Raw genomic sequence first — 24,975 nt, forward strand, 5'->3', positions numbered from 1 at the left:
CACCAGGAGCGCCCATCATGTTTCCCACTGTTCTGGTGCGGCGCCTTGGCGCTGCCATCAACGCCGAGCGCCACGAGCTGGGGCCGGCGCTGGCCGGCTTCGCGCTGTTCTTCTGCCTGTTCTCCGGCTATTTCATGCTGCGGCCCATTCGCGAGTCGATGGGTATCATGGCCGGGGTCGAGAACCTGCAATGGCTGTTCACCGCCACCTTCGTGGTGATGCTGGTGGCCGTACCGCTGTTCGCCTGGCTCAGCTCGCGGGTGCCGCGCATCCATTTCGTCGACTGGGTGTACGGCTTCTTCTGCCTGAACCTGCTGGCCTTTGCCGTGCTGTTCCAGGTGAGCGACGACAACGTCTGGCTGGCGCGGGTGTTCTACGTATGGATCTCGGTCTACAACCTGTTCGTGGTGTCGGTGGCCTGGAGCCTGATGGCCGACGTGTTCGACAGCCAGCAGGCCAAGCGGCTGTTCGCCTTTATTGCCGCCGGTGCCAGTGTCGGCGGCCTGGTCGGGCCGGCCATGAGCGCGCTGCTGGTCGGGTTGATCGGCGAAAGCGGCCTGGTATTGCTGGCCGGTGTGCTGCTGGGCGTCGCCCTGGCCTTCAAGGCGCCGCTGATGCGTTGGCGAGAAGTCGGCGGCGCCGGCCGCCCGGGCGCCGTGAAGGCCGAGAGCTCGCGCAAGCCGGTGGCTGGCAACCCGTTCAGCGGCCTGACGCGGGTGCTGCAATCGCCTTATCTGTTGGCCATCGCCGCATTCGTGGTGCTGCTCGCCACGGTGACCACCTTTCTGTACTTCGAGCAGGCGCGCCTGGTGGCCGAGCGTTTCCCGGATCGTGATGCGCAGATTCGCGTGTTCGGCATCATCGACGTGATCGTGCAGGCCGGCGCCTTGCTCTCGCAGGTGTTCATCACCGGGCGCATCGCCCAGAAGATGGGCGTGCGGGTGCTGCTGGCCCTGGTGCCGCTGCTGGTCTGCGTGGGCTTTATCGGCCTGGCCCTGGCGCCCAGCTTCGCCATGCTGGCGGCGTTGATGATCGTGCGGCGCATCGGTGAATACGCCTTCGTGCGCCCCGGCCGGGAAATGCTCTTCGCACCATTGGATGCGGAGAGCAAATACAAGGCGAAGAACTTTATCGACACCGTGGTCTACCGCGCCGGCGACGCGCTCAGCGGCTGGGTGAAGAGCTTTCTCGATCTGCTCGGCCAGGGCGCGGTGCTGGTGGCGCTGGTTGGCGCGGGCTGCGCCCTGGTCTGGGGCGCGCTTGGCTGGTACCTGGGCAGGCAGGCCGATGAGATGAGCAGGCAGGACGCGCGGCAGATAAAAGCGGTCGTTCATGGCTAGGCAAGGCGACCGGTTGGTGAGCCGAAGCGGATCGCCACCCGGTCTACCCATCTCGAAAATTACAAGGCGGTGGCGGCAGTTCGGCGATGTGGGAGTGGGCGGGGGCGCCCAGTCCACGCCCGCGACTCGCGCGCATGGCGCGCTCCCACGACAGGCTGGCTCTCCCTTGTGATCGTTCCCATGCTCCGCCTGGGAATGATCGGGTCATCAGAAGTCCAGCGATGCGCCCAGCCAATAAGTGCGGCCGTAATTGACCGTGCCGTCGTCTTCGTCATTCAGGCGCTTGTTGCCCAGGTTGTAGATCGCCGAATTGAGCGTCAGTGATTCGGTCAGCTTGTACGAGCCACCGACGTCGGCAGTGGTGTAGGCGCGGGACGATTGGCCGGTCAGGGTGGCGCCATACTCCTCGCCGTTGTAGTGGGTCGCCGCCCAGGCCAGGGCTCGGTCGGTGATGTCCCAGTCGGCGCGCAGGCTCGCCTTGCGCTTGGGCGTCAGTGACAGCGGCCGGCCCCGGTCGACGCCGCTCTTCTGCTCGGAGTCCAGGTAGGTGAAGTTACCCTTGATCGCCACGTTGCTCAGCGCCTGCCAGTTGCCGCTCAACTCCAGGCCGCGGATCACCGCCTTGTCGACGTTGACCCGCTCCATCACGGTTAGGCCCTGCCATTGCTCGGTGGTGGTGACGGTGGAGAGCTTGTCCTTGAAGTCGTTGTAGAACAGCGTGGCGGCGGCCGAGAGGTCGTCGCGGTTCGACCACATTGCACTCAACTCATAGTTGGTACTGCTCTCGGGTTTGAGGTTGGAGTTGCCGAACTGCACGAAGCGGTTACGGCGCACCACCGCGTAGTCGTCGATCACCGCACGCAGTTCGGGGGCCTTGAAACCGCGGGCCACGCCGCCTTTCAGCGTCCATTCGTTGGTCAGGTGCCACACGCCGTAGACGCGGGGATTGACGTGGCTGCCGTACTGCTCGTGATGGTCCAGGCGCACGCCGGTGGTCAGGGCGAAATCGTCGGTGATCGACCACTCGTCTTCGGCGAACAGGGCCTTCTGCACCACCGAGTATTCCTCGTTTTCACGCTCGCGAGGGGTGCCGCGGTTGGCCTGGTTCCAGTCGGTCAGCGTGGCCTCGTTCCACTGCATGCCGGCAGTGGTGACGTGGTAGTCGGTCGGAATCACCAGCTTGCCGTCCAGCACACGGTTGCGGATCTCCGGCTTGCGGCCGAACACGTCGGCCTGCGCCGGGGTGGCCTTGCCTTCGCGGCTGGTGGTCTCTTCGGCGAACGACAGCGTCGAATCCGCCCAGCCCCAACGGCCCTCGTGGGTCAGCGACCAGTGATCACGGTTGTTCTTCTGCTCCCGGGTCGACCAGTTGGCACTCAGGCCATCGCCATTCTTCAGGCGCGAGGCGCCGGCTTCGAGCAGGAAGTCGTGGTTCTCGCTCGGTGTCAGGGCTAGGCGTGCGGTCAGGCTCTTGTTGTCGGACTTGGCGAAGCCCTCGTTGGCTTCGGCGTCGTCGTCGGCCTGGCGGTCGAGGTAGTTGCCCCACACCTGCAGGCCCAGCACCTCGTTGATCAGCGGGCCATTGAGATAGAACTGGGTGTTGCGGGCATTGCCCTGGTCGCTGTTCGGGCGCGCCGAATAGTCGTAGGACACGTTGCCGCCCCACTCGGGCGACACCTTGCGGGTGATGATGTTGATCACCCCACCGATGGCATCGGAGCCGTACAGCGAGGACATCGGCCCGCGTACCACCTCGATACGTTCGATGGCTGCGGCCGGCGGCACGAAGCTCTGCTCGTAACCACGGTTGCCATTGACCCGCGAATCCCGCCCGCTCTGGCGTTTGCCGTCGACCAGAATCAGTGTGTAGTCGCCCGGCATGCCGCGGATCTGGATGTCGGTCTCGTTGGCACCGCCGTTGACCACCACACCTTCCACGTCGCGCACCGCATCGGCCAGGCTCTGCACCGAGCGCTTGCGCAGATCGTCACCGCTGATCACGGTGACCGAAGCTGGCGCGTCTTCCAGGTTCTGGGCAAAACCGGAAGCGGTCACCACCATATCGTCCAGTTCGACGGTATCGGCATGGGCGAGGGTGCTGCCAGTGACCAGGCAGAAGGTTGCCAGGCGAATCAGCGTGCCGACAGGGCGGCGAGGGAAGGGTGCGTGCATGGAGTAGTCCTTACGAATCGTTTGCAGGCGCGAATCGTATGCATCCATGGTCGCAAAGGTTGGACAAAGTGAGACAGGGTGGTCGCTGGGCGGGGGAACTCGAGGCTGTGCAGCGAGATGCGCTTAGCTTTGCCAATCAGGCAAAACCGCCAGCGAGTAGAGCGGATGACGCTCTTTTCATCCACCCGCGATCATCAGGCGGCGCCTCATTCGCCTTAAATGCTCGTGCTTAATATAGTCTAAATGTATCAGCCAGAGCAGGGCGTTGAATGCCTGCGTTGCAGGCACAGGGCGCAGATAGCGCAGTCAATAAAAACCTGCAGTCGCAGGTTTTTATCAAACCATGCCTAATCCCAGGGTTAGACCCGCTCAGCCCACATATCGTACTCATCGGCATCGACGATACGCACGCGCACCTTGTCGCCGGGCTGGAAATCGGTGCCTTCGATGAAGACGCTGCCGTCGATTTCCGGGGCGTCGGCCCAGGAGCGGGCGACGGCGCCCTGGTCGTCGACCTCGTCGATCAGCACGTCCATTTCGCGGCCGATCTTCAGTTGCAGGCGGGCGGTACTGATGGCCTGCTGGTGGGCCATGAAGCGGTCCCAGCGATCCTGTTTGACGTCATCGGGCACGATGTCCACGTCCAGGTCGTTGGCCGGCGCGCCTTCGACGGGCGAGTACTGGAAGCAGCCGACGCGGTCGAGCTGGGCTTCGGTCAGCCAGTCAAGCAGGTACTGGAAGTCTTCCTCGGTTTCGCCGGGGAAGCCGACGATGAAGGTGGAGCGGATGGTCAGGTCCGGGCACTGTTCGCGCCAGGATTTGATGCGCGCCAGGGTGCGGTCTTCAAAGGCCGGGCGCTTCATCAGCTTGAGGACGCGCGGGCTGGCGTGCTGGAACGGGATGTCCAGGTACGGCAGCAGTTTGCCGGCGGCCATCAGCGGGATCACGTCGTCGACGTTGGGGTAGGGGTACACGTAGTGCAGGCGTACCCACACGCCCATGCTGGAGAGCGCTTCGCAGAGCTCTTTCATGCGCGTCTTGACCGGCTGGCCGTTCCAGAAATCGGTCTTGTACTTGAGGTCGACACCGTAGGCGCTGGTGTCCTGGCTGATCACCAGCAGCTCCTTGACGCCGGCCTTGACCAGGCGCTCGGCCTCGCTGAGCACGTCGCCGACCGGGCGGCTGACCAGCTTGCCGCGCATCGAGGGGATGATGCAGAAGCTGCAGCTATGGTTGCAGCCTTCGGAAATCTTCAGGTAGGCGTAGTGGCGTGGGGTCAGCTTGACGCCTTGCGGTGGGATCAGGTCGACCAGCGGGTTGTGGTCCTGGCGCGGCGGCACCACTTCGTGCACGGCGTTGACCACCTGCTCGTACTGCTGCGGGCCGGTGACCGACAGCACGCTGGGGTGCACGTCACGGATGCTGCCTTCTTCGACGCCCATGCAGCCGGTGACGATGACCTTGCCGTTTTCCTTGATGGCTTCACCGATCACTTCCAGGGACTCGGCCTTGGCGCTGTCGATAAAGCCGCAGGTGTTGACCACCACCACGTCGGCGTCCTGATAGGTCGGCACGACTTCATAACCTTCCATACGCAGTTGGGTCAGGATGCGCTCGGAATCCACCAAGGCTTTCGGGCAGCCAAGGGAAACGAACCCAACTTTTGGGGTGGCGGTGGTGGTCATGCAGGTGAACCTCAGGGCTAAGACGGGCCGGGCGCTTTGGGCGCCTCTGGTCAAAAAGTGCGCAATTCTAGCGGCGTGCGAGGCACTTTTCCAGCACTGCCGACAGGATGTGGATGCGGGCCACGCCCATTGCCTTGAAAGATGCTGTTGCAGACTCCGCCCATGGGCCGCGCCGGGGCCTGTTAGCGTGCCCGAGCGGCAGGCGGGCGCCGCCGCGCATCCCCATAACAATGACAAAAGGGCTACCCGATGTTTTCACGAATCACGCTGCTGAGCGTCAATCTGGTTCAACGCTTCCTGCCGTCTCCCTTCGTGTTCGCCATGCTGCTGACCCTGGTGGTATTGGCGTTGGGCATCTTCGCCACCGGCCAGAGCCTGCCGCAGATGGCCCAGCACTGGGGTGGTGGTTTCTGGAACCTGCTGACCTTCACCATGCAGATGGCGTTGGTACTGGTCACTGGCCATGCCCTGGCCAATGCGCCACCGGTGGCCCGGCTGCTGGACCGCCTGGCGCGTATCCCCAATACGCCTGGCCAGGCCATCGTGTTCGTCACCCTGGTGGCGATGGCCGCCTCCTGGGTCAACTGGGGCTTTGGGCTGGTGGTCGGCGCGGTGTTCGCGCGGGCCCTGGCGCGCCAGGTGCAGGGCGTGCATTACCCCTTACTGGTGGCGGCAGCCTATTCCGGCTTTCTGGTCTGGCATGGCGGCTTGTCGGGCTCGGTGCCGCTGTCGCTGGCCACTGGTGGCGCGGATCTGCAGCGCATCAGCGGCGGTGTGCTGACTGCGGCAATCGGCGTCGAGCACACGCTGTTCACTACCCTCAACCTGACCATCATCGCCTTGCTGGTAATCGGTGCGCCGCTGCTCAACCGGGCGATGATGCCGCGTACGCCCACGGTGGCCGCGCCGGAGTTGCTGATCGATCCGCCACCGCCCGTCATCCCGCGAGAGACCGGCTCCCAGCGCCTGGACGACAGTCGCATTCTCGGGTTGCTGATCGTCGCCCTGGCGGCCATCTACTTCGTCTACCACTTCGCCAGCAACGGCTTCGGCCTGACCCTGAACCTGGTGATCGGTATCTTCCTGTTCGCCGGCTTGTTGCTGCATGGCTCACCCGAGCGCTACGGGCGGTCGATTCAGGACAGTGTCGGTGGTATCAGCGGGATCATCATCCAGTTTCCGTTCTACGCCGGGATCATGGGCATGATGGTTGGCGCCAATGCCGAGGGCGAAACCCTGGGCAAGCTGATCAGTGATCTGTTCATCGATTGGTCGTCGGCCGAGACCTTTCCGCTGCTGACCTTCCTGAGTGCCGGGTTCTTGAACATGTTCATCCCGTCGGGCGGTGGCCAGTGGGCGGTGCAGGGGCCGATCATGCTGCCGGCCGGTGAGGTGCTCGGCGTGGCGCCGGAGATCACCGCCATGGCGATTGCCTGGGGCGACGCCTGGACCAACATGATCCAGCCGTTCTGGGCGCTGCCGCTGCTGGCCATTGCCGGCCTGGGCGCGCGGGACATCATGGGCTATTGCCTGATCATGCTGCTGTATTCAGGCGTGGTGATCGGCGGGGCGTTCTACTTTCTGGTATGAGCGAGGCGTGCTGCCGGCGGGCGCCGGCAGCACCGGAGTCACTGCGCCGCAGGCTGGCGCTTCTTGATCGCAGCGATGAGGCGTTCGGCAAGCGCCGGGTAATCCTTGTCGTAGTGGTGGCCGCCCGGCAGCTCCAGCTTCTCGCCGACGTTCTGCGGCTGGGTACAACCGCTCTCCGGCGCCTCTTCGCTGCCGTACACGCACAGCACCTTCGCGGCGGGCAGCCTGACCAGCTCGGGGCCGGTAGCGGCTTCGTCGGCGTCCTTGCCCAGCCAGCCTTCTACCTGGATCTCGAAGGCGCCACTGCGCGCCAGCGCCAGCAGCAGCACGGCATCGACCTGCTGCTTGTCGCTGTCGGGCAGGCGGTTGTAGAGCGCCGGCATCACGTCGGCGCCGAAGGAGTAGCCGATCAGCACGAACCGCTTGGCGTGCCACTTCTCGCGGTACTGGCGCATCATCTCGGACAGGTCGCTGGCGGCCTGATCCGGGCTCTTGCGCTGCCAGAAGTAACGCAGGGTATCGACGCCGACCACCGGGTAGCCACGCTCGGCCATCTGCTCGGCCACGGCCTTGTCCAGGTCGCGCCAGCCGCCGTCGCCGGAGTAGAACAGGCTCACCGTATCGCCCGGCGGCGTGGACGGCACCTCGACCACCGGCAGGTCGTCGCTGGCGCCTTGCAGCAGGCGGCGCAACTGGGCGATCAGCAGCACCTTGGGCGCGGTGTCGTAGTCACCGATCAGGGTCTCGGCCTTGGCCTGCTCGCGCACGAAGCGGGCGCTGGCGTCGTCCGGGTTGTCGTTCCAGGCGGCCAGCCAGTGCCCATGGCCGCTGCTCGTCGGCGGCGGGGCATCGCAGTCGGGTTTTTCCAGCGAGAAACCGACCGACAGCGCCTGGGCCTTGTCGTCTTGCTGGGTGGCGAGCCAGCGCCAGGCGAGCATGGCGGTGTTCTCGCTGCCGGCGACCAGGTTCAGCTTGCCGTCCAGTTGTGCGGCGGCGTCCTGCAGGTTCTTGCCTTGCGCCTCGCAGCTTTGCGCGGTGGCCGGGTACTGGCCGATCAGCGCGTGGTTGGATTGGGCCAGTTCCAGCAGCTCTTCATCACCGAGCAGTTGATCCTTCGGCAGCACCAGCAGCACGCGACGCTGGACCTTGCCGCCCGGGGTGGCGATCTGCAGGTCGCCGCCGGAGGCCAGCGCGTGGTGCGCCAGGCTCGCGGCAGCCGGTGGGCGCAGCCACAGGTAGAGGCCACCGGCAATCACCAGCAGCAGGACGAGGATCGGTAGCAGACGTTTGGCAGTACGGGTCATCAGCGTTTCACCAGTCCGGTAAAGCCGCCAGCAATCAGCGCGGCGGTATCGGTCAGCGCCACCAGCGGGTCGAGCCCGGCGGGTACGGCCATGTAGCGCGGCTCCCAGTCGGGCTGGAACTTGTCCTTGAAGCGGCGCAGGCCCTGGAAGTTGTAGAACGCTTCGCCACGCTTGAATACCAGCGCGCCAAGGCGCTGTGCCAGCGGCGCGCCGCGGCGTGGTTGCAGGCCGGAGAGCGGCACCATGCCCAGGCTGAAGCGGGCGAAGCCGGCGGCCTTGAAGTGCAGGATCAGGCCAAGCATGAGGAATTCCATGGTCAGCTTCGGCGCATCGGGCAGCACCCGCATCAGGTCCAGGGTGGCCAGGCCGCGGCTGTCGGTTTCCAGCAGGTTGGCGAAGGCCACGGCACGGCCCTCGACCCGGGCGATGACGATGCGAAAACGGTTCAGGTAGGCCGGATCGAAACGGCCCAGGGAGAAGCCTTTCTCGCGCATCTGCTTGCCGCCCAGCCAGGCATCGGAGATGGCGCGCAGCTCGTCGAACGGCGCCTGACCGGGTTCGTGGAACTCCAGCACCAGGCCGTCACGCTGGCCGCGGTTCCAGGTGTAGCGCAAGTCCTTCATGGCCTTGCCGGTGCTCTCCAGGTCGAAGCGGTTGAGGTCCACCCGCGCTTCTTCGCCAAGCTTGATGGCGGTCAGGCCGATGTCCATGTACAGCGGCAGGTTTTCGGCGCGCACCTGGTAGAACACCGGGCGGGTGTGATGACGGTCGCACAGGTCGCGGAACTGCCAGACCAGTTCGGCGCGGCGCTGGGCGGTGCCGATGGGGTCGAACAGCGCGACCATGCTGCGGGCGCGCCGCGAATACATCAGAAAGGCGTCGCCCTCCGGGTGCACCAGCAGGGCCTTGTCGCCGGTCAGGGCGAGGCCGCCATCGGCCTGGTCGGAGGCCTTGATGATCTGCGCGGCACGGTCCAGCTCCTCGCTGCTTGGCAAGGTGATGGCCGGCGGTGCGGCGCGCAGCAGCCAGGCCAGGAACACCACGCCAAGCACCAGCACGCAGCCCAGCGCGGCGCGCAGGCCCCGTGGCGCATCGGCGTTCACCGCGAATTGCCACCATAGCTGGTTTTCGTAAGGCACGTCCTGGTAGGCGAAGAACAGCAGCCAGATCGACGCACCGAGCACGCAGGCGCTGGCCGCCAGGTGCCAGGGTGAGAGGGGCAGCTCCATCAGCCGGCTGGGGCGATAGAAGTAGGGGCGAAACAGGGCCAGCAGCCCAGCCGTGATGCTCAGCAGCAGCGCCTCTTCCCAGTCGAAGCCCTTGAGCAGCGACAGGATTGCGCCGGTCACCAGCAGGCCCAGGGTCATCGCCCAGGCCGCGGACAGGCGCCGACGCAGCCCCTGGGCGAGCAGCAGGCAGAGCAGGCCGATCAGGCTGGCGCCAAAGTGCGAAGCGTCGATCAGCCGGTGGGGGATGAGGAAGTCGAGAATCTCCAGGCGCTCGTCCAGGCTCGGCGTCGCGCCGGAGAACAGCAGCACCATGCCGGAAATGAACACCAGCAGCGCGAGGATCGGCGCGGCCAGGCCGCTGGCTGCGCGGATGGCCTGGCGGGCGTTGACCAGCCGGCGCAGCTCCATGCCGAGCAGCAGCAGGCAGGCCACCAGCAGCGGCAGCACGATATAGATGAGGCGATAGAGCAGCAGCGCCGCCGCCAGGGGGGCGGCGCCCAGCTCGCTGGCGAAGGCGGCCAGCAGCACCGCCTCGAACACCCCGACGCCGCCCGGCACGTGGCTGAGCACACCGGCGGCCAGGGCCAGCAGGTAGACGAGCAGGAAGGTGGTGAAGGGCGGAGCTTCGGGCAGCAGCAGATACAACACGCCGGCCGCGGCACTGACGTCGACCAGGGTGATCAGCACCTGCAGCAGGGTCAGGCGGGCACCCGGCATGCGCAGCAGGTGGCGGCTCACGCGAACGGTCACGCAATCGGCGTTCGGCCGTTCGGCCAGACGCGCGCGGTGCAGCACCAGCAGCAAGGCCGCGCCCAGTGCCAGCAGCGCCATGGCGATGACTATCAATAACGCTTGTGGCAAGCGTAGCGCAGCGGCCGCGGCAGTCGGGTCGGCCAGTGCGGCGAGGGCGGCGAGAATGGGCAACGCGCAGCCCAGGGACAGGCTGGCGAACACCGTCATGCGGGCGATTTCGACGCCGCCGATACCATGGCGGGCATACAGCCGGTAGCGGATCGAGCCGCCGGAGAGCATCGACAGGCCCACCGCGTTGCCGATCGCGAACGCGCAGAAGCCACCGGTGGCCAGGGTACGGCCAGGCAGGCTGACACCGGCATAGCGGCTGGCCGACCACTCGTAGCCGAGCAGGGCGATGAAGCCAATGACGGTCAGGCCGAGGGCGCCGAACAGGTTGAGCGTGGGCACCGCCAGAATGGAGGCGTGCAGGGCGCTGGGGTCCAGCTCATCGAGCAAGTGCCGACAGGCCAGCAGGGCGATGACGAACAGTGCCAGGGCGACACTCAGCCCCAGCGGCTGACGGTATCGATCCAGGCGTTGGCGCCAGAGCAGCAGTTTGGATTTGGGCAGAGAAGGTGGGGCAGTAGCGTCGGAGCTGGCGCGCATCGGATACCTCTTGGGCAGTGCGGCTCAGATTGAAGGGTGGAAGCCAAGTTCCATTTTGTATCAAGCAATGTATGAGCTTGAGCGAAGCGCTTCAAGGTGTCTACGGCAGACGCCTGGAAGATTAGTCGATCAGCGTGGAGCGTGTGCGGGAGCGAGTTTTTTACGGCCCGGCATCCCTGGCGGCCGCCCTTCGGGCCGTCGGCTGCGCCGACGTCAAAAAACGCTCCGGGCGTTTTTTGGCGCCCATAAACAAAAGCCCCGACAGCGAACTGTCGGGGCTTTTGTTTCGAAGGTGGTTGCGGGAGCCGGATTTGAACCGACGACCTTCGGGTTATGAGCCCGACGAGCTACCAGACTGCTCCATCCCGCGGCGGCCATTATATGGATAGAGCGAATACTGTCAACCGACTTTTGCGTTTTCAATCAATCGGTTAAATCAGCGGGGCGGAAAAACAAAAAGGCCACTCGATTGAGTGGCCTTTTTGAGTATCTGGTTGCGGGAGCCGGATTTGAACCGACGACCTTCGGGTTATGAGCCCGACGAGCTACCAGACTGCTCCATCCCGCGGCCGCCATTCTATCCAAGATGAGGCTTCTGTCAATCGATTTCTGCTTTTTAATCAATTGGTTAAATCGAAGATGCAGAAAAACAGAAAGGCCACTCGATTGAGTGGCCTTTCTGGGTATCTGGTTGCGGGAGCCGGATTTGAACCGACGACCTTCGGGTTATGAGCCCGACGAGCTACCAGACTGCTCCATCCCGCGGTCGCCATTCTATTCATCTGAGGGCTGTTGTCAACGCTAATCGAGGAAAAATCTGTTTTCCGTTCAAATGGTTAGCGCAGGGAAGGGCATATCCATGCGGCTCAAGAGCGCGTCTTGCGGGCGATCCAGGCGTGCTGTTCGTGGACCGTAGAGGACGCCGTGCAGCCCAGGGAATGCGGCCTGGCACCGATTCCTCGATGCCAGGTTGCAGATCCAGTCGGTCAAATCACGAACTCGCCTACCACCCGGTTCAACCCGACCGCCAGTTTCGAGACTTCCCCACTGGCCATGGCGGTCTGGCTGGCGCCATCGGCGCTTTGCGTCGACAGCTCCCTGATACTGATGATGTTGCGATCGATTTCGCGAGCCACCTGGGCTTGTTCTTCGGCTGCGGTGGCAATGAGGATGTTGCGCTCGTTGATCAGGGTGATGGCCTCGGCAATCTGTTGCAGCGAGCTGTCGGCGTTCTGCGCGACCGCGGTGGAGTCGCTGGCCATCTGCTGGCTGTGCTCCATGGCGCGGACGGCCTGCACCGAATCGTTCTGTATGCCGCCGATCATCTGCTCGATTTCCTGGGTGGACTGCTGAGTGCGATGGGCCAGTGCACGTACCTCATCGGCGACCACGGCGAAGCCACGGCCTTGTTCGCCGGCGCGAGCCGCTTCGATGGCGGCGTTGAGGGCCAGCAGATTGGTCTGTTCGGCAATGGCGCGAATCACCTCGACCACCTTGCTGATGTCCTGGGCGCGTGCCGACAGTTGCTGCACCTGGCCGCTGGTATTGCCCACGTTCTGAGTCAGGTCCTGAATGGCCTTGAGCGTGCGTGCCACGTTGTCGATGCCGGCGCTGGCGAGTGCATGGGTGCGCTGCGAGGCATCGGCGGCTTCGGCCGCATTGCGGGCGACCTCATCGACGGCGGCGCTCATTTCGGTTACCGCCGTCGCGGCCTGGTTGACCTCGTCGTTCTGGCGAACCAGGCCGCGGCTGGATTCTTCGGTCACCGAGGCCATTTCTTCCGCGGCCGAGGCCAGTTGGTTCGAACTGTCGGCAATATGGCCGATGGTCTGGCGAAGATTCTCCTGCATCTGGTGCAGGGCGCTCAACATGGCAGCCGCTTCGTCCTTGCCGATCACCACGATTCTTTCCGTCAAGTCCTTCTTGGCGATGCGCTGGGCGATCTGCACCGCTTCGCCGATCGGCACGGTAATGCTGCGGGTCAACAGGTAGGCCAGCAGAATGGTGGCACCGATGGCGATGGCGATCAGGGTGCCGACCAGCGTCAACCCGGTGGAATAGGCTTGGCTGGCGCGAGCGCCCGCCGCTTCGGCGCCCCGGTCGTTGTAGTCGCGCAAGGCGTTGATCTGTTCCTGCATGGCATTGGTCACCGGCCTGATCGTGGTGTTGATCAATGCCACGGCCGCAGCGCTGTCGCCGCTGCGCATCATGGGTTCGAACTGATCCAGAAGCCGAGCGTAGGCCTGGGCACTGGTACGGACATCAGCGTAGAGCTTGCGCTCGTCCTCGCTTGCCACCAGCTTCTCGTAGCTGTTCACCGCATCGAAGAAGGCCGCCCGGTATCCCGCGAAATCATCAAGGGTTTGCTGGCGAATCTGTGGGTCCGTGGTGGTGGTGCCCCGCAGGCTTTCCAGTCTTAGCCGCAACACGCCAGCATTCATCAACCCGGCCATGCGCACGCTGGCCATCCAGTTGGTTTCCACGTCCTGCTCGACCTCGCGCAAGGTCTTCATCTGGGTGATCGCCACTGCGCCCAGCAACACGACGATCAATACGATCAAGGAGAAAAACAAAGCTGCTCGCGGAGCCACGTTTATACGTCGTAGAAGCATGATGATCGCCTTTCGCTGGATGGACGCAGATACTCAGGCTATCGGCCATGGCTGTAGCGGCTTCACCCCATATCCGACGTGAGGTCGGCAACTTCCTGGGATGGCAGGGAACTTTCCGATGGCCGGTATCAAGGCAATGGAACCCCTGCCGCCCGGTGCATTCAGCTTAGCCAAGCCCGCGCAATCCGCTGGCCGTGTTGGCATGGAGGGAGGACAATGACGGCCCTGGGGCGTCGCCTGAATGGCCGTAAACCCCTTTAATCTGGGAGCACTCGATAGATCTACATGGATAGGCGGCAGAGAAAGATCATCCACATTGAATGTGATGGTCGTTCGCGGGGCTTTTTTTGCGTTCGCTTGAGGCGCTAAACCCGCGCTGCGTGGGGCTTTAGCGTTCGCCACCGGTCGCTGACGTGCTGTCAAACGCGCCCAATATGCGGGTATTAAAGCGGGGTTTTTACTCGGAAGAGCGATACCCGCATGCCTTTGACAGACCTTTCCATTCGCCAGGCGAAGCCAGGGGACAAACCCCGCAAGCTATCGGACTCCCGAGGCTTGTACATCGAGATCCGGCCGACCGGGGCGAAGCTCTGGCGTTATCGGTACCGCATCGATGGCAAGGAAAACGTGTTCGCGATCGGCGAATACCCAGAGCTCAGCTTGGCCGATGCACGTATCGAGCATGACAAGGCTCGTGCCTTGGTCAAGCAAGGTAAGCACCCAGCCCGGGAGCGCAGCCTGGCGCGGGCGGAGCAGATTCTGAGTGATCAGCAGACTTTCAAGTCGGTTTCGCTGGAGTGGTTGGCGACCAAGCGACATGCCAGCGAGTCCTACCAAGCCCAAGTGCTGCGCGCCTTCACCAAGAACCTGTTCCCTTATATAGGCAAGATGCCGATCCGCGACGTCACGTCAGCCCAGCTGCTGGAGTGTATGAGGCGGATGGAAGCTCGTGGCGCCATCTACTTCGCTATCTCTTTGCGCAACTGGATCTCGCAGATGTACCGGTTCGCGATCCGCACTCTGCGCGCTGATTCAGACCCGGCCGCCGCGTTGGTTGGTGCGTTTGATCGAGAGCCGGTCGAGCACAGCCGGGCCATGACCCTTGAGGAGATCGCTGATTTTCGCCGGCGGCTTGCCGCCTACAGAGGTTTTCGTAGCAATGCGATCGGCCTCGAGCTGCTGCAGTTGCTGTTCCTTCGCACCGTAGAGCTGCGACGAGGACGCTGGGAGGATGTCGACCTCGATGCCGCGCTGTGGGATATTCCGCCGGAAATGATGAAAAAGAAGCGGCGTCACTTGGTGCCTCTGCCTCCTCGAGCGGTGGAGTTGCTGCGCGAGCTGCATACCATCACTGGCGGCAGGGAGCTTATGTTTCCTGGCCTCAAGCACGCGCACCAGCCGGTTGATGGCTCTACTTTTAACCGTGCGCTGATGTACATGGGCATGCGGGGCTGGACATGCCACGATTTCAGGGCGACGGCGTCAACCCATCTCTACGAATCTGGCTTGTTTCGTAGCGAGGTGATTGAAATGCAGCTTGCTCACAAAGAGCCTAACCAAACGAAAGCTGCCTACAACCACGCCCAATATTTTGATGAGCGTAAGAATATGATGGCGTGGTGGGAAAAAATCTGCTTGGATCAGCAGATATAGGAAGCTCGAGAATTGGTGCGGCAATGGAAATACATGATGTATTTGGGATTCGTCCTGAGCTTAGTGATCATTCGTACGTAGACCGTGGAGAGCTCGACGAAATTTTTGGACGGCTTATTCGTCGGAAGCAGCAGCATATAGCAATTCGTGGGGCTTCGAAGTCTGGCAAATCATGGCTGCGCCAGAAGGTGCTGAACAATCCAATCATCGTTCAGTGCCGCTGGGGGTACGATGTAAATAATATTTATACCGATGCTTTAGCCCGGCTGGATATCGAACTTACTGTTGAGAAAACCACCGGGCGTGGGTTCTCCGGAAGCGTGAAAGCTACAGGAGAGGCTGGTTTCAAACTAATAGCAAAGGTGTGTGGAGAACTCGAAGTTGAAGGTGAATTCTCTCAAGAAATCGTACGTCAATCAGTTGGCAAGGATATTAAAGACTTAGAGTTCGTTGCGACACTCATTCGAGAGTCTGGCCGTACATTGGTGATTGAAGACTTTCACTATATGGGTGTTGAAGAGCAGAGAAAGTTTGCTTTCGACTTGAAGACTCTATGGGATTACCGCACCTTAGTGGTTGTGGTTGGAGTATGGACTAGCGAAAACATGCTCATTTCGCTAAATACAGACCTGGCGGATCGTATTCAAGAGATTAAAATTTCTTGGTCCAAGAACGATCTTAAAAGCGTTTTGGCAAAAGGCTGTGGCAATTTAAATTTTAGGTTGAAAGATTCAAATGCCGAGAAGTTGGCTGTCAATTCTTATGAGAGCGTTGGACTACTGCAATCGCTGGCTTTGCGCTTTTTGGAAGATGAACTGAAGTTGGACTCAGCCGCGCCTCGTGGTGAGGAATTGTTGATCGATGACTTGGCCGCGATTGATGCGGCGGCTATGCATGTGGCTGATCAACTTAATGAGGTTTATCAAACTTTCGCTAAGCGTGTATGTGAGGGAATTCGCACCAGGCAGAATGCGACGGGCATTTATGCCCATGCCATGGCAGCTGTGATGGAATCGTCTGAGGACGAACTCAATTCAGGTGTTTCTGCGCGAAAGATACATGAGGTTGCACACGCTCGTGAGTCAAGGATAGTTCTCGGGAACTTGAAGCGCGCGTTGGTAAAATTTCCAGAGCTACAAGTCGATGAAGATGGTCGCGGCTTGGTTTTAGCTTACGACTCGCGAAATGAGATGGTTTCCGTTGTTGATAAACGACTGTTGCTGTACCGCAAATATTTAACTGTAAAGTGGCCTTGGGAAGATTTGATCGCAGAAGTCTCGAGTAAGGCGCAGGCCTTTGAAGAATGATAAGTGAGGGCGGCCTAGGCCGCCCGCTTTGATTTTTGTATATCGATCCATTCTTGGATTTCGATCTGTGACCAGCGCGAGAAGCGGCCCAGCTTCACAGGTTGCGGAAACTCCTCAAACTGTAGCAGTTCGTAGATTTTGGTTTTTCCCATGCCTACTTGCTGCATGACTTCTTCGATCTTGATCAGGCGGTCCAGGGGCTTGGTGGTCACTTGCGTTTACCTCCCTTATTGCGATTCTTGCGGGTGCCGCCGTGGGCGGTGGCTCGCCAACTGACGAAGGTGGCCAGGTTGCCGGCCTCGTCGCCGAGGTTGTCGATGGTCTGATCCATGATCGCGTACAGCTCGTCGAGGTCGGCCTTCTGGATGATCTTGGTGCTTTCGATAAGCACGCGGCCGTCAGGCGTCTTGATCACATACTCGACCAGCCAGCGCATGGGCTTGCGTGGGATGCTGCCGGTATGTCGAGCCCCGCGGCCTTCGGGCATTTCGGTGCTGTGGAAGATGGTGCAGGTCATGCTGCACCGCCTTCCGGCATCGCCAGTAACGTGCCCACAGGGTAGTAATCGTGTGGGCCCATGTTTGGATGCGCCTCTGCATTGAGGTCGCGAATCTCCTTCCAGCGCTTCTCGTCCTTGAGCTCGCGCATCGCTATGCCCATCACGGACTCGCCCGGGTTGGTGGTGTACGAGCGATGCGGCAGTAACTCTGCTGGGATCACGGCGACCGGGCCGAGCTTGATGCTGACAATCGCACGCATGGCTGCCGTGAGCATGTCGCGGGCTGTGTGCCCGCAACGGATGCCCGCCTCGAGGTAGCTTGCGCCGTTGCATTGGAAGTCCAAGTGCAAGCGCACGCGGCGTCCGTGTTTCTCCAGCAGCGGCCAGGCTTGTGCTGCATCTCGTTCTGGCCACCAGCGAGTGGCGCGGCCGTTGATGTTGGCGAACAGGCCTGCGCCGCTGCCGTACTGCCCGGGCTTGATATACAGATCGAGGCCTTCGGCGGTGCCGACCGCCCATGCGAGAGCTGCGCCGGTGAGAGTGGAGGTTGGCAGCTCGGTTGTCGGAGTCATGCTGCCTCCTTTCGATACAGCTCGATCATGTCGGCGTCGTTGGCAGCGATAAGGGCTTCGGCTTCTGTCGGGCAGACGCTGTTGCCGATCAACTTGATCTGCTGGGCAATGGTGAGTGGTTTCCACTCGAGCCGGCCGGTGGCGTGGTTGATGAACAGGCCGCGGTCGATGATGTAATCCGGCGTGAAGCCCTGGGCGAGCTTGAGTTCCTGCGGTTTGAGCATGCGCAGGCTGATATCCACCAGCACGTAATCGCCCAGCACCACCAGGTCCAGCAGTTCGGGGAAATGCTCAGGCAGGTACTTGTGCAGGAAGCGGGCACAAAGCTTGGCCTTCTCCATCAGGTGCGGCGGGAGCAGGTCGGCGGGCACCTGGTGCACGGTGACCAAGCCAAGACGGGCCTTGGTCGGTAGGGTGTGAGCGGGTTCATTGCAGCTCTGCCACTGTCCGCCGGTGCCGTAGTACTTGATCAGGTACGCGGTGGCCAGGCGCTGGTTGCTCTTGCCGCAAATGGTGCTAATCGGCGCCGATGCTGCGCGCCCGTCGCCCTGGTAGAAGCCGCCGTTGGCCTGTTCGAAGTGGCAGGCCGCCACTGCGTGGTGACCGCTGCTGGTGGTGGCGGTGCTAAGCGGTGAGAACATCGCAGAGCCAACACTGCCCTTGCGCAGGGTGACCATGGCGGCAGTGACTTGCTGCTGTGGCTTGGCTAGGTGCGCTGAGGCCATGGCGAAGTGACCGCCTTTGATGTTGGCGACCTGGGTGCGCAGCGGCTCATCAGCTGCGAAGGTGCGCTGACTGCTGGCGTTGGCGAACTCGGTGAGGTGGGCGGCCGCAAGGGCGTGGTCATCCAGCGGGACGGTGAACGGCTGCTCGGCCATGACGGTGTGACGCCAGAAACCCTTGGCCACTCGCACGTTGGTGTTATGCACCAGGCGTTCGTCGATGATCGATGTGCCAAGGTTGCTGAAGTCGATGCACTCGGAGGCTTGGCGCCAGGCATGCTGGCCGCGCTTGGGCTGTTCGTGGTGAGTAGGTACCGGCCAGACGATTGGCCTGCCGTCCGTGCGGCCGATCCCGAACCACCGGGTGCGGATGGTGGGTGCGCCGGTATTCGAGGCTCGCCGGATGCGGTGCTCGAAGTTGACGCCGAGGCCGCGCACCAGCGCCTCTTTGGGTACCCATTGGCCGACCGCGTCCATGATCTCGGTGAAGTCGGGATGGTCGGCTGCCAGGCCGGTGCTGAGGCAGGCCACGAAGGCATCGAAGGTTCTCCCGGCTAGTTCCTTGATAGGCCTGCCGGTGTCGTCGAGCGGCCCCCATGTGGTGAACTCGGGCACGTTCTCCATGAAAAGCAGGCGCGGGCGAGTGACGTAGACCCAGTGCACGATCACCCATGCGAGCATGCGCACGCGCTTGCTGCGAGGGGCGGCGCCCTTGGCGCGGCTGAAGTGGCGGCAGTCCGGCGAGGCCCAAAGGATGCCGACCGGTTGCCCGCCAGTTGCCTGGAGCGGGTCCACCTCGAACACGTCGCTGATGTAGTGGCGCGTGTTCGGGTGGTTGGCGCGGTGCACGGCGATAGCCAGCGCGTTATGGTTGATCGCTACGTCCGGGTCACGGTAGACCCGGGCGCCGCCACTACTCGCGCCGCCAGCTCCTGCGAAGAGGTCGACGTATAGCTCGTGATTGAACGGCAGAGGCTTCTGTGCGACCTGGTGAAGGTGTGGGTTGAAAGCGGTCATGCAGCACCGCCTGGCTTTCTGCTGCAATCTGCACACTGCACCGATCCGGTTTGGCGAATGCCGATGAAGGTTTCGCAACCGCCCTTGCAAGCTGCTGCATGGGCTTGATCAATCTGAGCGGGCGTCAGCTCGGCGTGCTGCTCGATGCCAAGCAAGCGGCGAATCGGTTGGCCGACCTCGCTTTTGCCGCCTTGTTGGTGGTAGAGCGACCACAGCAACAGGCCTTCCATCTTCGTCGCCCGGTCAGCCATCTGCTGAAAGCGCGGGTGCAGGTCGATGCAATCTGACTCAGGGTCGAGGATCTGGTTGGCCTCGTTCATGATCACCCACACCATGCCGCCGATTACTCGGCCGTAGAAGCTGGGATCTGTGCGTAGCAGGCGGGCCAGGTGGTTGTAGAGAGTGAGCAGGTGCTGGGGGTTCTCGCTGTCGAACTCGTCGAGGCCGTCGTGCAGCAGTTTGCCCAGGTCTGCGCCCGCTTCGTGGTTCTGGAACGGCCCACCGAAGCGGGCGTCGAGCAACTGCAGTACCTGATGCAGTTCTTCAGCGGCTTTGACGTCGCTGGCCGAAGGCTTGGCCATTTTCATTGAGTAGCCCTCGCACGGTGAGTGGTGGTGAGCAGACTCATCAGCCGCTGGAAGTAGCGGTCGCGGGCTTCCTCTGCACTCCATGGTTTGATGCGCCACGCCGGCAGTTCGATGCCCTGGATGCAGTCCCAGGCGTCGGGGTGGTCGGGCATGAGGTCACGGCGCTCGACGGCGAGCATGTACATGTCGGCCTCTTTCACCTGGTCGGGTAGCTCGGGCTCGAGGTCGAAGCGTTCGCAGATGGCGAGCCAGATGCGCTGCTCGACCTGGCCGTATACGTCATCGACGGCCATGTCCTGGGCGTAGCCGCGCATGGCCAGCTTGAGCGGGCGCGTCATGTCGCCGATGTAGGCTTCGGTGGCGTCGTGGAGCAGGGCGTGCAGCTGGTGTTCGGCGTCGACCAGCTCGTGTACGCGGAAGCTGTGCTCGGCGACCGAGTAGTGCTTGCTGGTGTGGCCGTTGAAGCGGCAGAGCCGGGCCAGGCTGAATGCGATGTCTGCCGGGTGGATCATGGCGGCTGTGGGCTCGAGCAGCTCGAAGCGGATGCCTTGGTTGGTGAGGATCCAAGTCATAGCGGATCCTCCATGTCGAGCAGTTGACTCGCTGTCACGAGTGCTCGGCCTGCCCGTGCTGCAGAAACCTGACCGCCGGTGAGCGCCTGGCTCAGGCACTCGGTAACTTCGCGAAGGGCATTCAGAAGCTGGGCTTCTTGCTCGCTGCTCTCCAGTGTTGCCGGCAAGAAGCCCGTCACCAGCTCGTGGTCGAAGGGCACGGTGAAGCCGGCCGCGTTGCGGTGGCCGCCGCCGCCGTATTGTTTGGCGACCTCGGCCACGTCGAGGCCTTCGGGCTGGCTGCGCAGGGAGAAGACGCGGCCCTTGGGGGTGTCGCTGTAGCAGGCAGCGAAGGGTTCGCCCTGGGCCTGGATGTGGCCGGCGTCGCTGGCCATGAAGTGGGGGCAGTTCAAGGTCGGGACGTCATGGCCGCCGATGGTGAGGCGGCGCGCGCTCGGCAGCAGGTCGGCCAGGTTCTTGGCGTTTGCTCTCAAGATGGCATGGCCGTCCCCACGAAGGCCAGAAAGGTGCTGCTTCATCAGGCTGTCCCAAAGGTGGAAGTCCTGGGCGTGACTGAACAGCGCCGCCGTGACCACCTCGGTCCCGGGCAGGTCGAAGCGCCAAAGGTCGCGATCCTCGATGTGGTTGATCAAGCGTGGGCGTGGCTCGTCCGGGATGAGGTAGTCCCAGGTCAGGCCGGCGCCGCTGCGCTGCATATCGAACACCGTGCCGACGCGCTGCTCTGAGGTGCGCCATTCCGCGAACGTCGGTGGTGCTGGCTGTAGGCGTACCAGTGCTTCGGCTGCCGTCTTATGGTGGTCGATGATGAGGATCGAGCGGGCCTGATGGCCGAGCAGCACGAGCAGCTCGTAGGGGTAGGAGAAGTCGACGATGATCACGTCGCGGCCTTCAACGTCCGGTGCGGGCTGGCCGTAGTGGCCTGCCACGAAGTCGACGTTATCGGCGCCCAGCGCCTTGCGAACGACCCAGGCGGCGCCGAAGCCATCGGCGCAATTGGCGTGGTAGATGCACAGGGTCTTCATGCTGCGGCCTCCTGCTTGGCGACGCGCTGCATGGCGGTCTCGTAACTCATAAGCAACCGGGGGCCTGGGCTTTCGGCGAAGTCGTGATGGGTCAGGTACAGGGTGTGCTGTTTGTCCAGCGCGGCGCCGGGCTGCCAGTCGTCGACGATCTTGGTGAGCCCCAGGGCTTTGGCGATACGGGCGGCGTTGAGAGTTTTGCCACAACCCTGCGGGCCTTGGACGATCACGCTGCGCCCTGCTGGGATAGGCTTTGGTGCCAGGTCAGCCAGGCGGCCAACTGTGGCATTGAGCTTGTCCCTGACCGCCAGGGCGTCACGTTCGCCCTGGGCATTGCCGAGGGTACCGTGAGCAATTGCGGCGGCCCTGAGTTGAGTGATCGCGCGCTTCACCCACAACAGCTCGTGGTCACTCAGGCAGCGCTGGGCGAACAGTTTCACCCGGGCGTCTGCGTCTTGGGTGATCGAGTCCAGGGCTATCCGGTGATTGGCCGCCTGGTTCGCTCGCTGAGCTTTTAAGCGTATGACTTCGCGAGCCTGTCCGTCGAGGCTGTACTGTAGCTCGTCGATCATAGGCTGACGGGCCTGGCTGCCGGCGCTGTAGCCCTGGGCGCGAATGCGTGCTTTGGTGGTGCGGCTGATCACCAGGTGAATGGCGATGCCGATAGCCAGGCCGGCGATCAGGCCGATGGCGAGTAGTTGAATGGTCGGGTGCATGTGCTGTGCCTCGAAGGTGGTAAGAGGCCGGCGTGGTAGGCGCCGGCCGGTTGGTGCGGTGGTTACTTGCCGAGCTGGAAGGTGCCGATGGTCAGCGGCACCAGGCCGCCGATCTCGCTGCTCAGCACGTTCTTGAACTCTTCGGCGAACTCTTCGCGCTGGGCTTCCTCACCCACCCAGCGCAGCTTGAGCACTGGGGCGTCGTTGCCGGTGATGACCGACAGGCGCAGCACGATCAGCGCCGGCTGCAGGCCCTCGTAGGGCACGGTGGTGAAGTGGAAGCTGGTGGGCAGGGTTTCCTGGCTCTTGGCTTCGATTTCATCCATGGCGCTGCGGCTGGCAGAGAGGTCGCCCACCGAGCTGTCACGCTGGCTGGTGGCCTTGATGGTCATGCGGCGAATGCCGTTGATGGCGGCAACGATGTTGAGCTTGGCTTCGCCTGCACTCGCCTCGATGTTGCGTGCCCAGTCTTCCAGCCACTCGGCCAGGGCCTGCTGGCTTAGCTTCTGGCCCACGATGGCCTCTACTGCCTTGAAGGCAGCGGTGGGCTTGAGCGTGAGGGTGGCGGTGTCGTCGGCGTGGCCGGCGGTGTCCGGGTTGCCGAGGTTGAACAGCACCTGAGCGCTCATGTTGTCCTGGTTGATGAAGCCGGACGGGCCGGCTGCGCTGAGGTCGTCGACGTGATTGGTAACGTAGTTGCAGAAGTCGCGCAGGGAGTGGGTTTTGAGATCGCCGCGGAAGCGGTTGCGCAGTTCCTGATACTGCTCGAGGTTGAGCGTACGCGCGGCTTCCGGGAGCACCGCCAGGGTCGTGCCGCCGGGGACTTCAATGCGGGTGCCGGAAGCGATCAGGGCCTGGGCTTCGATGTGCTGCAGGGTTTCTTTGTTGAACATGGAGCAGGTTCCTTCTTGGTAAGTGGGAGGTGTGCGGTGAATCAGTCGCGTGCTACGACCGGGGCGTCTTCACGCTTGAAGAGCTGGTCGGTGGGGTTGGTCTGGAACAGCTGCAGGCCGTCCGGCGTGACGAACAGCGGCGTGTCGAGGGCGAGGTCTTCGCCTTTCTTGCCGCGCTTGGTGGGCTGCACGTAGGCCAGCTTGTGGTTCACGCTCACCTGGTTGCTTTGGGCGATCTGCTTGAGGCTGAAGGTGAGGGTGACCGAGCCGGCTTTGCCGGTGTCGATGACGCCCGCGGCCACGTCGCTCAGGGCGCGGCCTACCTGCTCGGCGAACACGCCGGCGTTGAGTGAGCCGATGAAGTCGGCGGTATCGGTTGCTTTCATGTGCTGTGCCTCTTGGTGATGGCCTTGGTGGGGCCGGTTATGCCGCTTGTTTGGCGGCGTGTTCTTGCTGGCGGTCGAGCCATTTGGCGAGGGTAGGCAGGTAGATGACCCAGGGCGACCGCTTGGAATTGGGGTCCAGCCTCCAGAGCTGAAGCTGCAGCCCGCCGGCGGCGATCTTGCGGCGCAGGTAGGCCACGCTTTTGATGTGCGGCAGGTGGTCGGCCAGCAGCTGTTCGGCGGTGATGTAGTTGGCCGAGTAGCGTTGGCGCAGCTGCTCGAGCGTGGTTTGCGGTGCCTCCGTCATGGCTTGGCCTGCGGCTCGAAGCGCGTGGCGGCGAGCTGGACCAGCCCCTCGATGGATTTGGCGCGCTGGCGGTACACCGGCTCGCCGCTGGCGTTGACGATCAGGGCGAGGTAGGGCGCCTGGGCTTTCGGCTCCAGCGATACATAAGGCAGGTGGCCGAGCGGCGTTACGCGCACCAGTTCGGCGTACAGCCGGCCCAGCTCTTCGCGGTGCGGGTAGGCAGCGTTGAGGCGTTCGATGGCCTCGGCGCTGGTGTCGGCCAGGGTTTTGCCGCTGAGCGCAGTAGGGTGCTCAACGTGCACGCTGGCCAGCTTGAGGGCGCCGATGGCGTGGCTGATTGGGCTGTTGCTCATGCTTGGCTCCCTGCCTGACGTGGCGGCATGTGGCGGATATGGATGCCCAGCTGTTCAGCCAGCCAGGCGACGCCGTCTTCCGTGGTCATCACCACCGGGTAGTGCGATATCTTGCCGATGCGTGGATTCCAGCGGCCGCGGGTTTCGACGAACAGCCGGCCCTCCACTCGCGGCGATGGGATCAGCTGGCTTTCGGCGTTCAGGATCTTCAGCTCGCGGAGTTTCGTGCGTAGCTTGCGGTCGCCCATGCCCAGCACAACTGCGGTGGCTTTCAGGTCGCGGTTCATGGCGGTCACCTCAGGCGGCGAGCTGCTGGATGTGCTCGGCGAGCGAGAGGTAAACGTCTTGCGAGCTGCCCATGGCCAAGTGCGTGTTGGTGCCTTGGGCGGCGACGGCTACGAACCGCGAGCCATCGGGGCTGGCGTGCACGTTGACGATGGTCCCGGTGGTGAGCGTGGTGCTGCCTCCCTGGCGGCACACCGTGCGCAGGGTACGTTCGTCGTCGGTGCCCAGGGTGGCCGTTGGGCTGAGGCCGGCATCGCTTTCAGGGCGGGGAATGCCGGTGTCGAGCCGGCCGTTGGCCAGGTCTTCGATGAACAGCTTGGCCTGGTTGAAGAAGCCGGCCTCGTGTGGGTCGAGCGTCAGCTCGCCAGTAATGTCCGCCAGGGCGGCGCGCAGGCGGATGCGGTGCTCGCTGCATTCGGCGTCGATGTGCACGCGGATGGCCTGGCTGCTGTCGCCTGGGCGGGCCAGCTTGAGGATGACGCTGCCGCCGTGGATAAGCGCGGCGCGCAACAGGTCTTGCGACGCGAGGGTGAGGATGAGGTACATCACGCTGCACCTCCTTGGAAGCCACTGAAGTCTTCGAAGGCGGGCAGGGTAGTGCTGCGCAGTTGGGGGCGGCCGCGGACGATCATCACCAGCTGGCCGGTGGCCTGCTGGATGCTGCGAACGATGGTGGGGTTAGAGGCCGCTGCCGGGTGGATCACCACCGGGCAGCGGGTTTTGCTGTGCTGTGCCTGTTTCATTGCCGTAAACCCTT

24 protein-coding genes, 3 tRNA genes and 1 pseudogene are annotated in these 24,975 nt (G+C 63.1%); 4 read left to right on the plus strand and 24 right to left on the minus strand.

From position 1 onward, the window contains the following. The first annotated feature begins 17 nt into the window (after positions 1-17). Positions 18-1,340: an NTP/NDP exchange transporter gene (locus K8U54_RS19000; RefSeq protein ID WP_249907273.1), complete on the plus strand. Its 1,323-nt coding sequence runs from the start codon at positions 18-20 to the stop codon at positions 1,338-1,340. A gap of 207 nt (positions 1,341-1,547) precedes the next feature. On the opposite strand, the gene K8U54_RS19005 is transcribed toward K8U54_RS19000, so the two are convergent. Both K8U54_RS19005 and rimO read right to left on the minus strand, forming a co-directional pair. Continuing rightward, complete coding sequence (locus K8U54_RS19005; protein WP_249907274.1) at positions 1,548-3,512, minus strand: TonB-dependent receptor domain-containing protein; 1,965 nt, start codon at positions 3,510-3,512, stop codon at positions 1,548-1,550. 359 nt (positions 3,513-3,871) lie between these two features. After that, a complete protein-coding gene (rimO, locus tag K8U54_RS19010) occupies positions 3,872-5,197 on the minus strand; it encodes a 30S ribosomal protein S12 methylthiotransferase RimO (RefSeq protein ID WP_249907275.1) in 1,326 nt (441 codons plus the stop codon). Between the two features lie 249 nt (positions 5,198-5,446). Here rimO and K8U54_RS19015 point away from each other — a divergent pair, with 249 nt between their 5' ends. After that, positions 5,447-6,787 (plus strand): short-chain fatty acid transporter, encoded by a 1,341-nt coding sequence (locus K8U54_RS19015; RefSeq protein ID WP_249907276.1) that lies wholly within the window; start codon positions 5,447-5,449, stop codon positions 6,785-6,787. A 38-nt stretch (positions 6,788-6,825) separates the two neighbouring features. Here K8U54_RS19015 and K8U54_RS19020 read toward each other — a convergent pair whose 3' ends face one another. The 7 genes and pseudogenes from K8U54_RS19020 to K8U54_RS25400 form a co-directional block, all read right to left on the minus strand. Then, positions 6,826-8,091 carry a virulence factor family protein gene (locus tag K8U54_RS19020; protein ID WP_249907277.1) on the minus strand — a complete coding sequence of 422 codons (1,266 nt, stop codon included), beginning with the start codon at positions 8,089-8,091 and terminating at the stop codon, positions 6,826-6,828. Continuing rightward, the gene (mprF, locus tag K8U54_RS19025; protein WP_249907278.1) at positions 8,091-10,721 is read right to left on the minus strand and encodes a bifunctional lysylphosphatidylglycerol flippase/synthetase MprF; all 2,631 of its coding nucleotides are present in this window, start codon (positions 10,719-10,721) and stop codon (positions 8,091-8,093) included. The genes K8U54_RS19020 and mprF overlap by 1 nt, the downstream gene beginning before the upstream one ends. Positions 10,722-11,014: 293 nt before the next feature. Then, a tRNA-Met gene (locus K8U54_RS19030) sits at positions 11,015-11,091 on the minus strand. Between the two features lie 121 nt (positions 11,092-11,212). Beyond that, a tRNA-Met gene (locus tag K8U54_RS19035) sits at positions 11,213-11,289 on the minus strand. A 120-nt stretch (positions 11,290-11,409) separates the two neighbouring features. Then, a tRNA-Met gene (locus K8U54_RS19040) sits at positions 11,410-11,486 on the minus strand. Between the two features lie 221 nt (positions 11,487-11,707). After that, entirely contained in the window at positions 11,708-12,592 is an 885-nt protein-coding gene (locus K8U54_RS25395) for a methyl-accepting chemotaxis protein (protein ID WP_434060034.1), read from the minus strand. A gap of 18 nt (positions 12,593-12,610) precedes the next feature. Further along, positions 12,611-13,333: pseudogene (locus K8U54_RS25400) on the minus strand (MCP four helix bundle domain-containing protein); the annotation flags it as partial. A 480-nt stretch (positions 13,334-13,813) separates the two neighbouring features. Here K8U54_RS25400 and K8U54_RS19050 point away from each other — a divergent pair. Together K8U54_RS19050 and K8U54_RS19055 are read left to right on the plus strand one after the other, a co-directional pair. Next, positions 13,814-14,986 (plus strand): tyrosine-type recombinase/integrase, encoded by a 1,173-nt coding sequence (locus tag K8U54_RS19050; protein WP_249907280.1) that lies wholly within the window; start codon positions 13,814-13,816, stop codon positions 14,984-14,986. After that, on the plus strand, positions 14,953-16,293 hold the full coding sequence (locus tag K8U54_RS19055; RefSeq protein ID WP_249907281.1) for a hypothetical protein: 1,341 nt from the start codon (positions 14,953-14,955) through the stop codon (positions 16,291-16,293). Before K8U54_RS19050 ends, K8U54_RS19055 begins: the two co-directional genes overlap by 34 nt. Positions 16,294-16,307: 14 nt before the next feature. Here the strand turns inward: K8U54_RS19055 and K8U54_RS19060 are convergent, their stop codons facing one another. From K8U54_RS19060 to K8U54_RS19130, 15 genes are all read right to left on the minus strand, one after another. Further along, positions 16,308-16,505, minus strand: a complete 198-nt coding sequence (locus K8U54_RS19060) for a helix-turn-helix transcriptional regulator (RefSeq protein WP_249907282.1) — start codon at positions 16,503-16,505, stop codon at positions 16,308-16,310. Further along, entirely contained in the window at positions 16,502-16,810 is a 309-nt protein-coding gene (locus tag K8U54_RS19065) for a hypothetical protein (protein ID WP_249907283.1), read from the minus strand. Before K8U54_RS19065 ends, K8U54_RS19060 begins: the two co-directional genes overlap by 4 nt. Then, on the minus strand, positions 16,807-17,364 hold the full coding sequence (locus K8U54_RS19070; RefSeq protein WP_249907284.1) for a phage protein NinX family protein: 558 nt from the start codon (positions 17,362-17,364) through the stop codon (positions 16,807-16,809). Before K8U54_RS19070 ends, K8U54_RS19065 begins: the two co-directional genes overlap by 4 nt. Then, a complete protein-coding gene (locus tag K8U54_RS19075; protein WP_249907285.1) occupies positions 17,361-19,103 on the minus strand; it encodes a DNA cytosine methyltransferase in 1,743 nt (580 codons plus the stop codon). The genes K8U54_RS19070 and K8U54_RS19075 overlap by 4 nt, the downstream gene beginning before the upstream one ends. After that, a complete protein-coding gene (locus K8U54_RS19080; protein ID WP_249907286.1) occupies positions 19,100-19,624 on the minus strand; it encodes a hypothetical protein in 525 nt (174 codons plus the stop codon). Before K8U54_RS19080 ends, K8U54_RS19075 begins: the two co-directional genes overlap by 4 nt. 62 nt (positions 19,625-19,686) lie before the next feature. Next, entirely contained in the window at positions 19,687-20,262 is a 576-nt protein-coding gene (locus tag K8U54_RS19085) for a phosphohydrolase (protein WP_249907287.1), read from the minus strand. Beyond that, positions 20,259-21,284 carry a DHHA1 domain-containing protein gene (locus K8U54_RS19090; protein ID WP_249907288.1) on the minus strand — a complete coding sequence of 342 codons (1,026 nt, stop codon included), beginning with the start codon at positions 21,282-21,284 and terminating at the stop codon, positions 20,259-20,261. Before K8U54_RS19090 ends, K8U54_RS19085 begins: the two co-directional genes overlap by 4 nt. Beyond that, a complete protein-coding gene (locus K8U54_RS19095; protein ID WP_249907289.1) occupies positions 21,281-21,997 on the minus strand; it encodes a hypothetical protein in 717 nt (238 codons plus the stop codon). Before K8U54_RS19095 ends, K8U54_RS19090 begins: the two co-directional genes overlap by 4 nt. A gap of 62 nt (positions 21,998-22,059) precedes the next feature. Beyond that, the gene (locus K8U54_RS19100; RefSeq protein ID WP_249907290.1) at positions 22,060-22,890 is read right to left on the minus strand and encodes a YfdQ family protein; all 831 of its coding nucleotides are present in this window, start codon (positions 22,888-22,890) and stop codon (positions 22,060-22,062) included. Between the two features lie 41 nt (positions 22,891-22,931). Continuing rightward, positions 22,932-23,276, minus strand: coding sequence for a hypothetical protein (locus K8U54_RS19105; protein ID WP_249907291.1), 345 nt, complete (start codon positions 23,274-23,276; stop codon positions 22,932-22,934). 37 nt (positions 23,277-23,313) lie between these two features. Beyond that, complete coding sequence (locus K8U54_RS19110; RefSeq protein ID WP_249907292.1) at positions 23,314-23,580, minus strand: pyocin activator PrtN family protein; 267 nt, start codon at positions 23,578-23,580, stop codon at positions 23,314-23,316. Then, on the minus strand, positions 23,577-23,933 hold the full coding sequence (locus tag K8U54_RS19115) for a hypothetical protein (RefSeq protein WP_249907293.1): 357 nt from the start codon (positions 23,931-23,933) through the stop codon (positions 23,577-23,579). Before K8U54_RS19115 ends, K8U54_RS19110 begins: the two co-directional genes overlap by 4 nt. After that, entirely contained in the window at positions 23,930-24,220 is a 291-nt protein-coding gene (locus tag K8U54_RS19120; protein WP_249907294.1) for a hypothetical protein, read from the minus strand. Before K8U54_RS19120 ends, K8U54_RS19115 begins: the two co-directional genes overlap by 4 nt. A gap of 10 nt (positions 24,221-24,230) precedes the next feature. Further along, positions 24,231-24,767 (minus strand): hypothetical protein, encoded by a 537-nt coding sequence (locus tag K8U54_RS19125; protein WP_249907295.1) that lies wholly within the window; start codon positions 24,765-24,767, stop codon positions 24,231-24,233. Continuing rightward, entirely contained in the window at positions 24,764-24,961 is a 198-nt protein-coding gene (locus tag K8U54_RS19130) for a hypothetical protein (RefSeq protein ID WP_249907296.1), read from the minus strand. The genes K8U54_RS19125 and K8U54_RS19130 overlap by 4 nt, the downstream gene beginning before the upstream one ends. Positions 24,962-24,975: the final 14 nt, after the last annotated feature.

The sequence above is a fragment of the Pseudomonas fulva genome (genome assembly GCF_023517795.1).
GTDB lineage: Bacteria > Pseudomonadota > Gammaproteobacteria > Pseudomonadales > Pseudomonadaceae > Aquipseudomonas > Aquipseudomonas fulva_D.

What these genes read in the sequence shown, in the direction of transcription:
- K8U54_RS19090 (WP_249907288.1), bottom strand. Translation starts at nt 21,284, where the DNA reads ATGAAGACCCTGTGCATCTACCACGCCAATTGCGCCGATGGCTTCGGC.
- K8U54_RS19070 (WP_249907284.1), bottom strand. Translation starts at nt 17,364, where the DNA reads ATGACTCCGACAACCGAGCTGCCAACCTCCACTCTCACCGGCGCAGCT.
- K8U54_RS19065 (WP_249907283.1), bottom strand. Translation starts at nt 16,810, where the DNA reads ATGACCTGCACCATCTTCCACAGCACCGAAATGCCCGAAGGCCGCGGG.
- K8U54_RS19015 (WP_249907276.1), top strand. Translation starts at nt 5,447, where the DNA reads ATGTTTTCACGAATCACGCTGCTGAGCGTCAATCTGGTTCAACGCTTC.
- K8U54_RS19130 (WP_249907296.1), bottom strand. Translation starts at nt 24,961, where the DNA reads ATGAAACAGGCACAGCACAGCAAAACCCGCTGCCCGGTGGTGATCCAC.
- K8U54_RS19020 (WP_249907277.1), bottom strand. Translation starts at nt 8,091, where the DNA reads ATGACCCGTACTGCCAAACGTCTGCTACCGATCCTCGTCCTGCTGCTG.
- K8U54_RS19105 (WP_249907291.1), bottom strand. Translation starts at nt 23,276, where the DNA reads ATGAAAGCAACCGATACCGCCGACTTCATCGGCTCACTCAACGCCGGC.
- rimO (WP_249907275.1), bottom strand. Translation starts at nt 5,197, where the DNA reads ATGACCACCACCGCCACCCCAAAAGTTGGGTTCGTTTCCCTTGGCTGC.
- K8U54_RS19095 (WP_249907289.1), bottom strand. Translation starts at nt 21,997, where the DNA reads ATGCACCCGACCATTCAACTACTCGCCATCGGCCTGATCGCCGGCCTG.
- K8U54_RS19110 (WP_249907292.1), bottom strand. Translation starts at nt 23,580, where the DNA reads ATGACGGAGGCACCGCAAACCACGCTCGAGCAGCTGCGCCAACGCTAC.
- K8U54_RS19075 (WP_249907285.1), bottom strand. Translation starts at nt 19,103, where the DNA reads ATGACCGCTTTCAACCCACACCTTCACCAGGTCGCACAGAAGCCTCTG.
- K8U54_RS19005 (WP_249907274.1), bottom strand. Translation starts at nt 3,512, where the DNA reads ATGCACGCACCCTTCCCTCGCCGCCCTGTCGGCACGCTGATTCGCCTG.
- K8U54_RS19120 (WP_249907294.1), bottom strand. Translation starts at nt 24,220, where the DNA reads ATGAACCGCGACCTGAAAGCCACCGCAGTTGTGCTGGGCATGGGCGAC.
- K8U54_RS19100 (WP_249907290.1), bottom strand. Translation starts at nt 22,890, where the DNA reads ATGTTCAACAAAGAAACCCTGCAGCACATCGAAGCCCAGGCCCTGATC.
- mprF (WP_249907278.1), bottom strand. Translation starts at nt 10,721, where the DNA reads ATGCGCGCCAGCTCCGACGCTACTGCCCCACCTTCTCTGCCCAAATCC.
- K8U54_RS25395 (WP_434060034.1), bottom strand. Translation starts at nt 12,592, where the DNA reads ATGTTGAGCGCCCTGCACCAGATGCAGGAGAATCTTCGCCAGACCATC.
- K8U54_RS19000 (WP_249907273.1), top strand. Translation starts at nt 18, where the DNA reads ATGTTTCCCACTGTTCTGGTGCGGCGCCTTGGCGCTGCCATCAACGCC.
- K8U54_RS19115 (WP_249907293.1), bottom strand. Translation starts at nt 23,933, where the DNA reads ATGAGCAACAGCCCAATCAGCCACGCCATCGGCGCCCTCAAGCTGGCC.
- K8U54_RS19085 (WP_249907287.1), bottom strand. Translation starts at nt 20,262, where the DNA reads ATGACTTGGATCCTCACCAACCAAGGCATCCGCTTCGAGCTGCTCGAG.
- K8U54_RS19050 (WP_249907280.1), top strand. Translation starts at nt 13,814, where the DNA reads ATGCCTTTGACAGACCTTTCCATTCGCCAGGCGAAGCCAGGGGACAAA.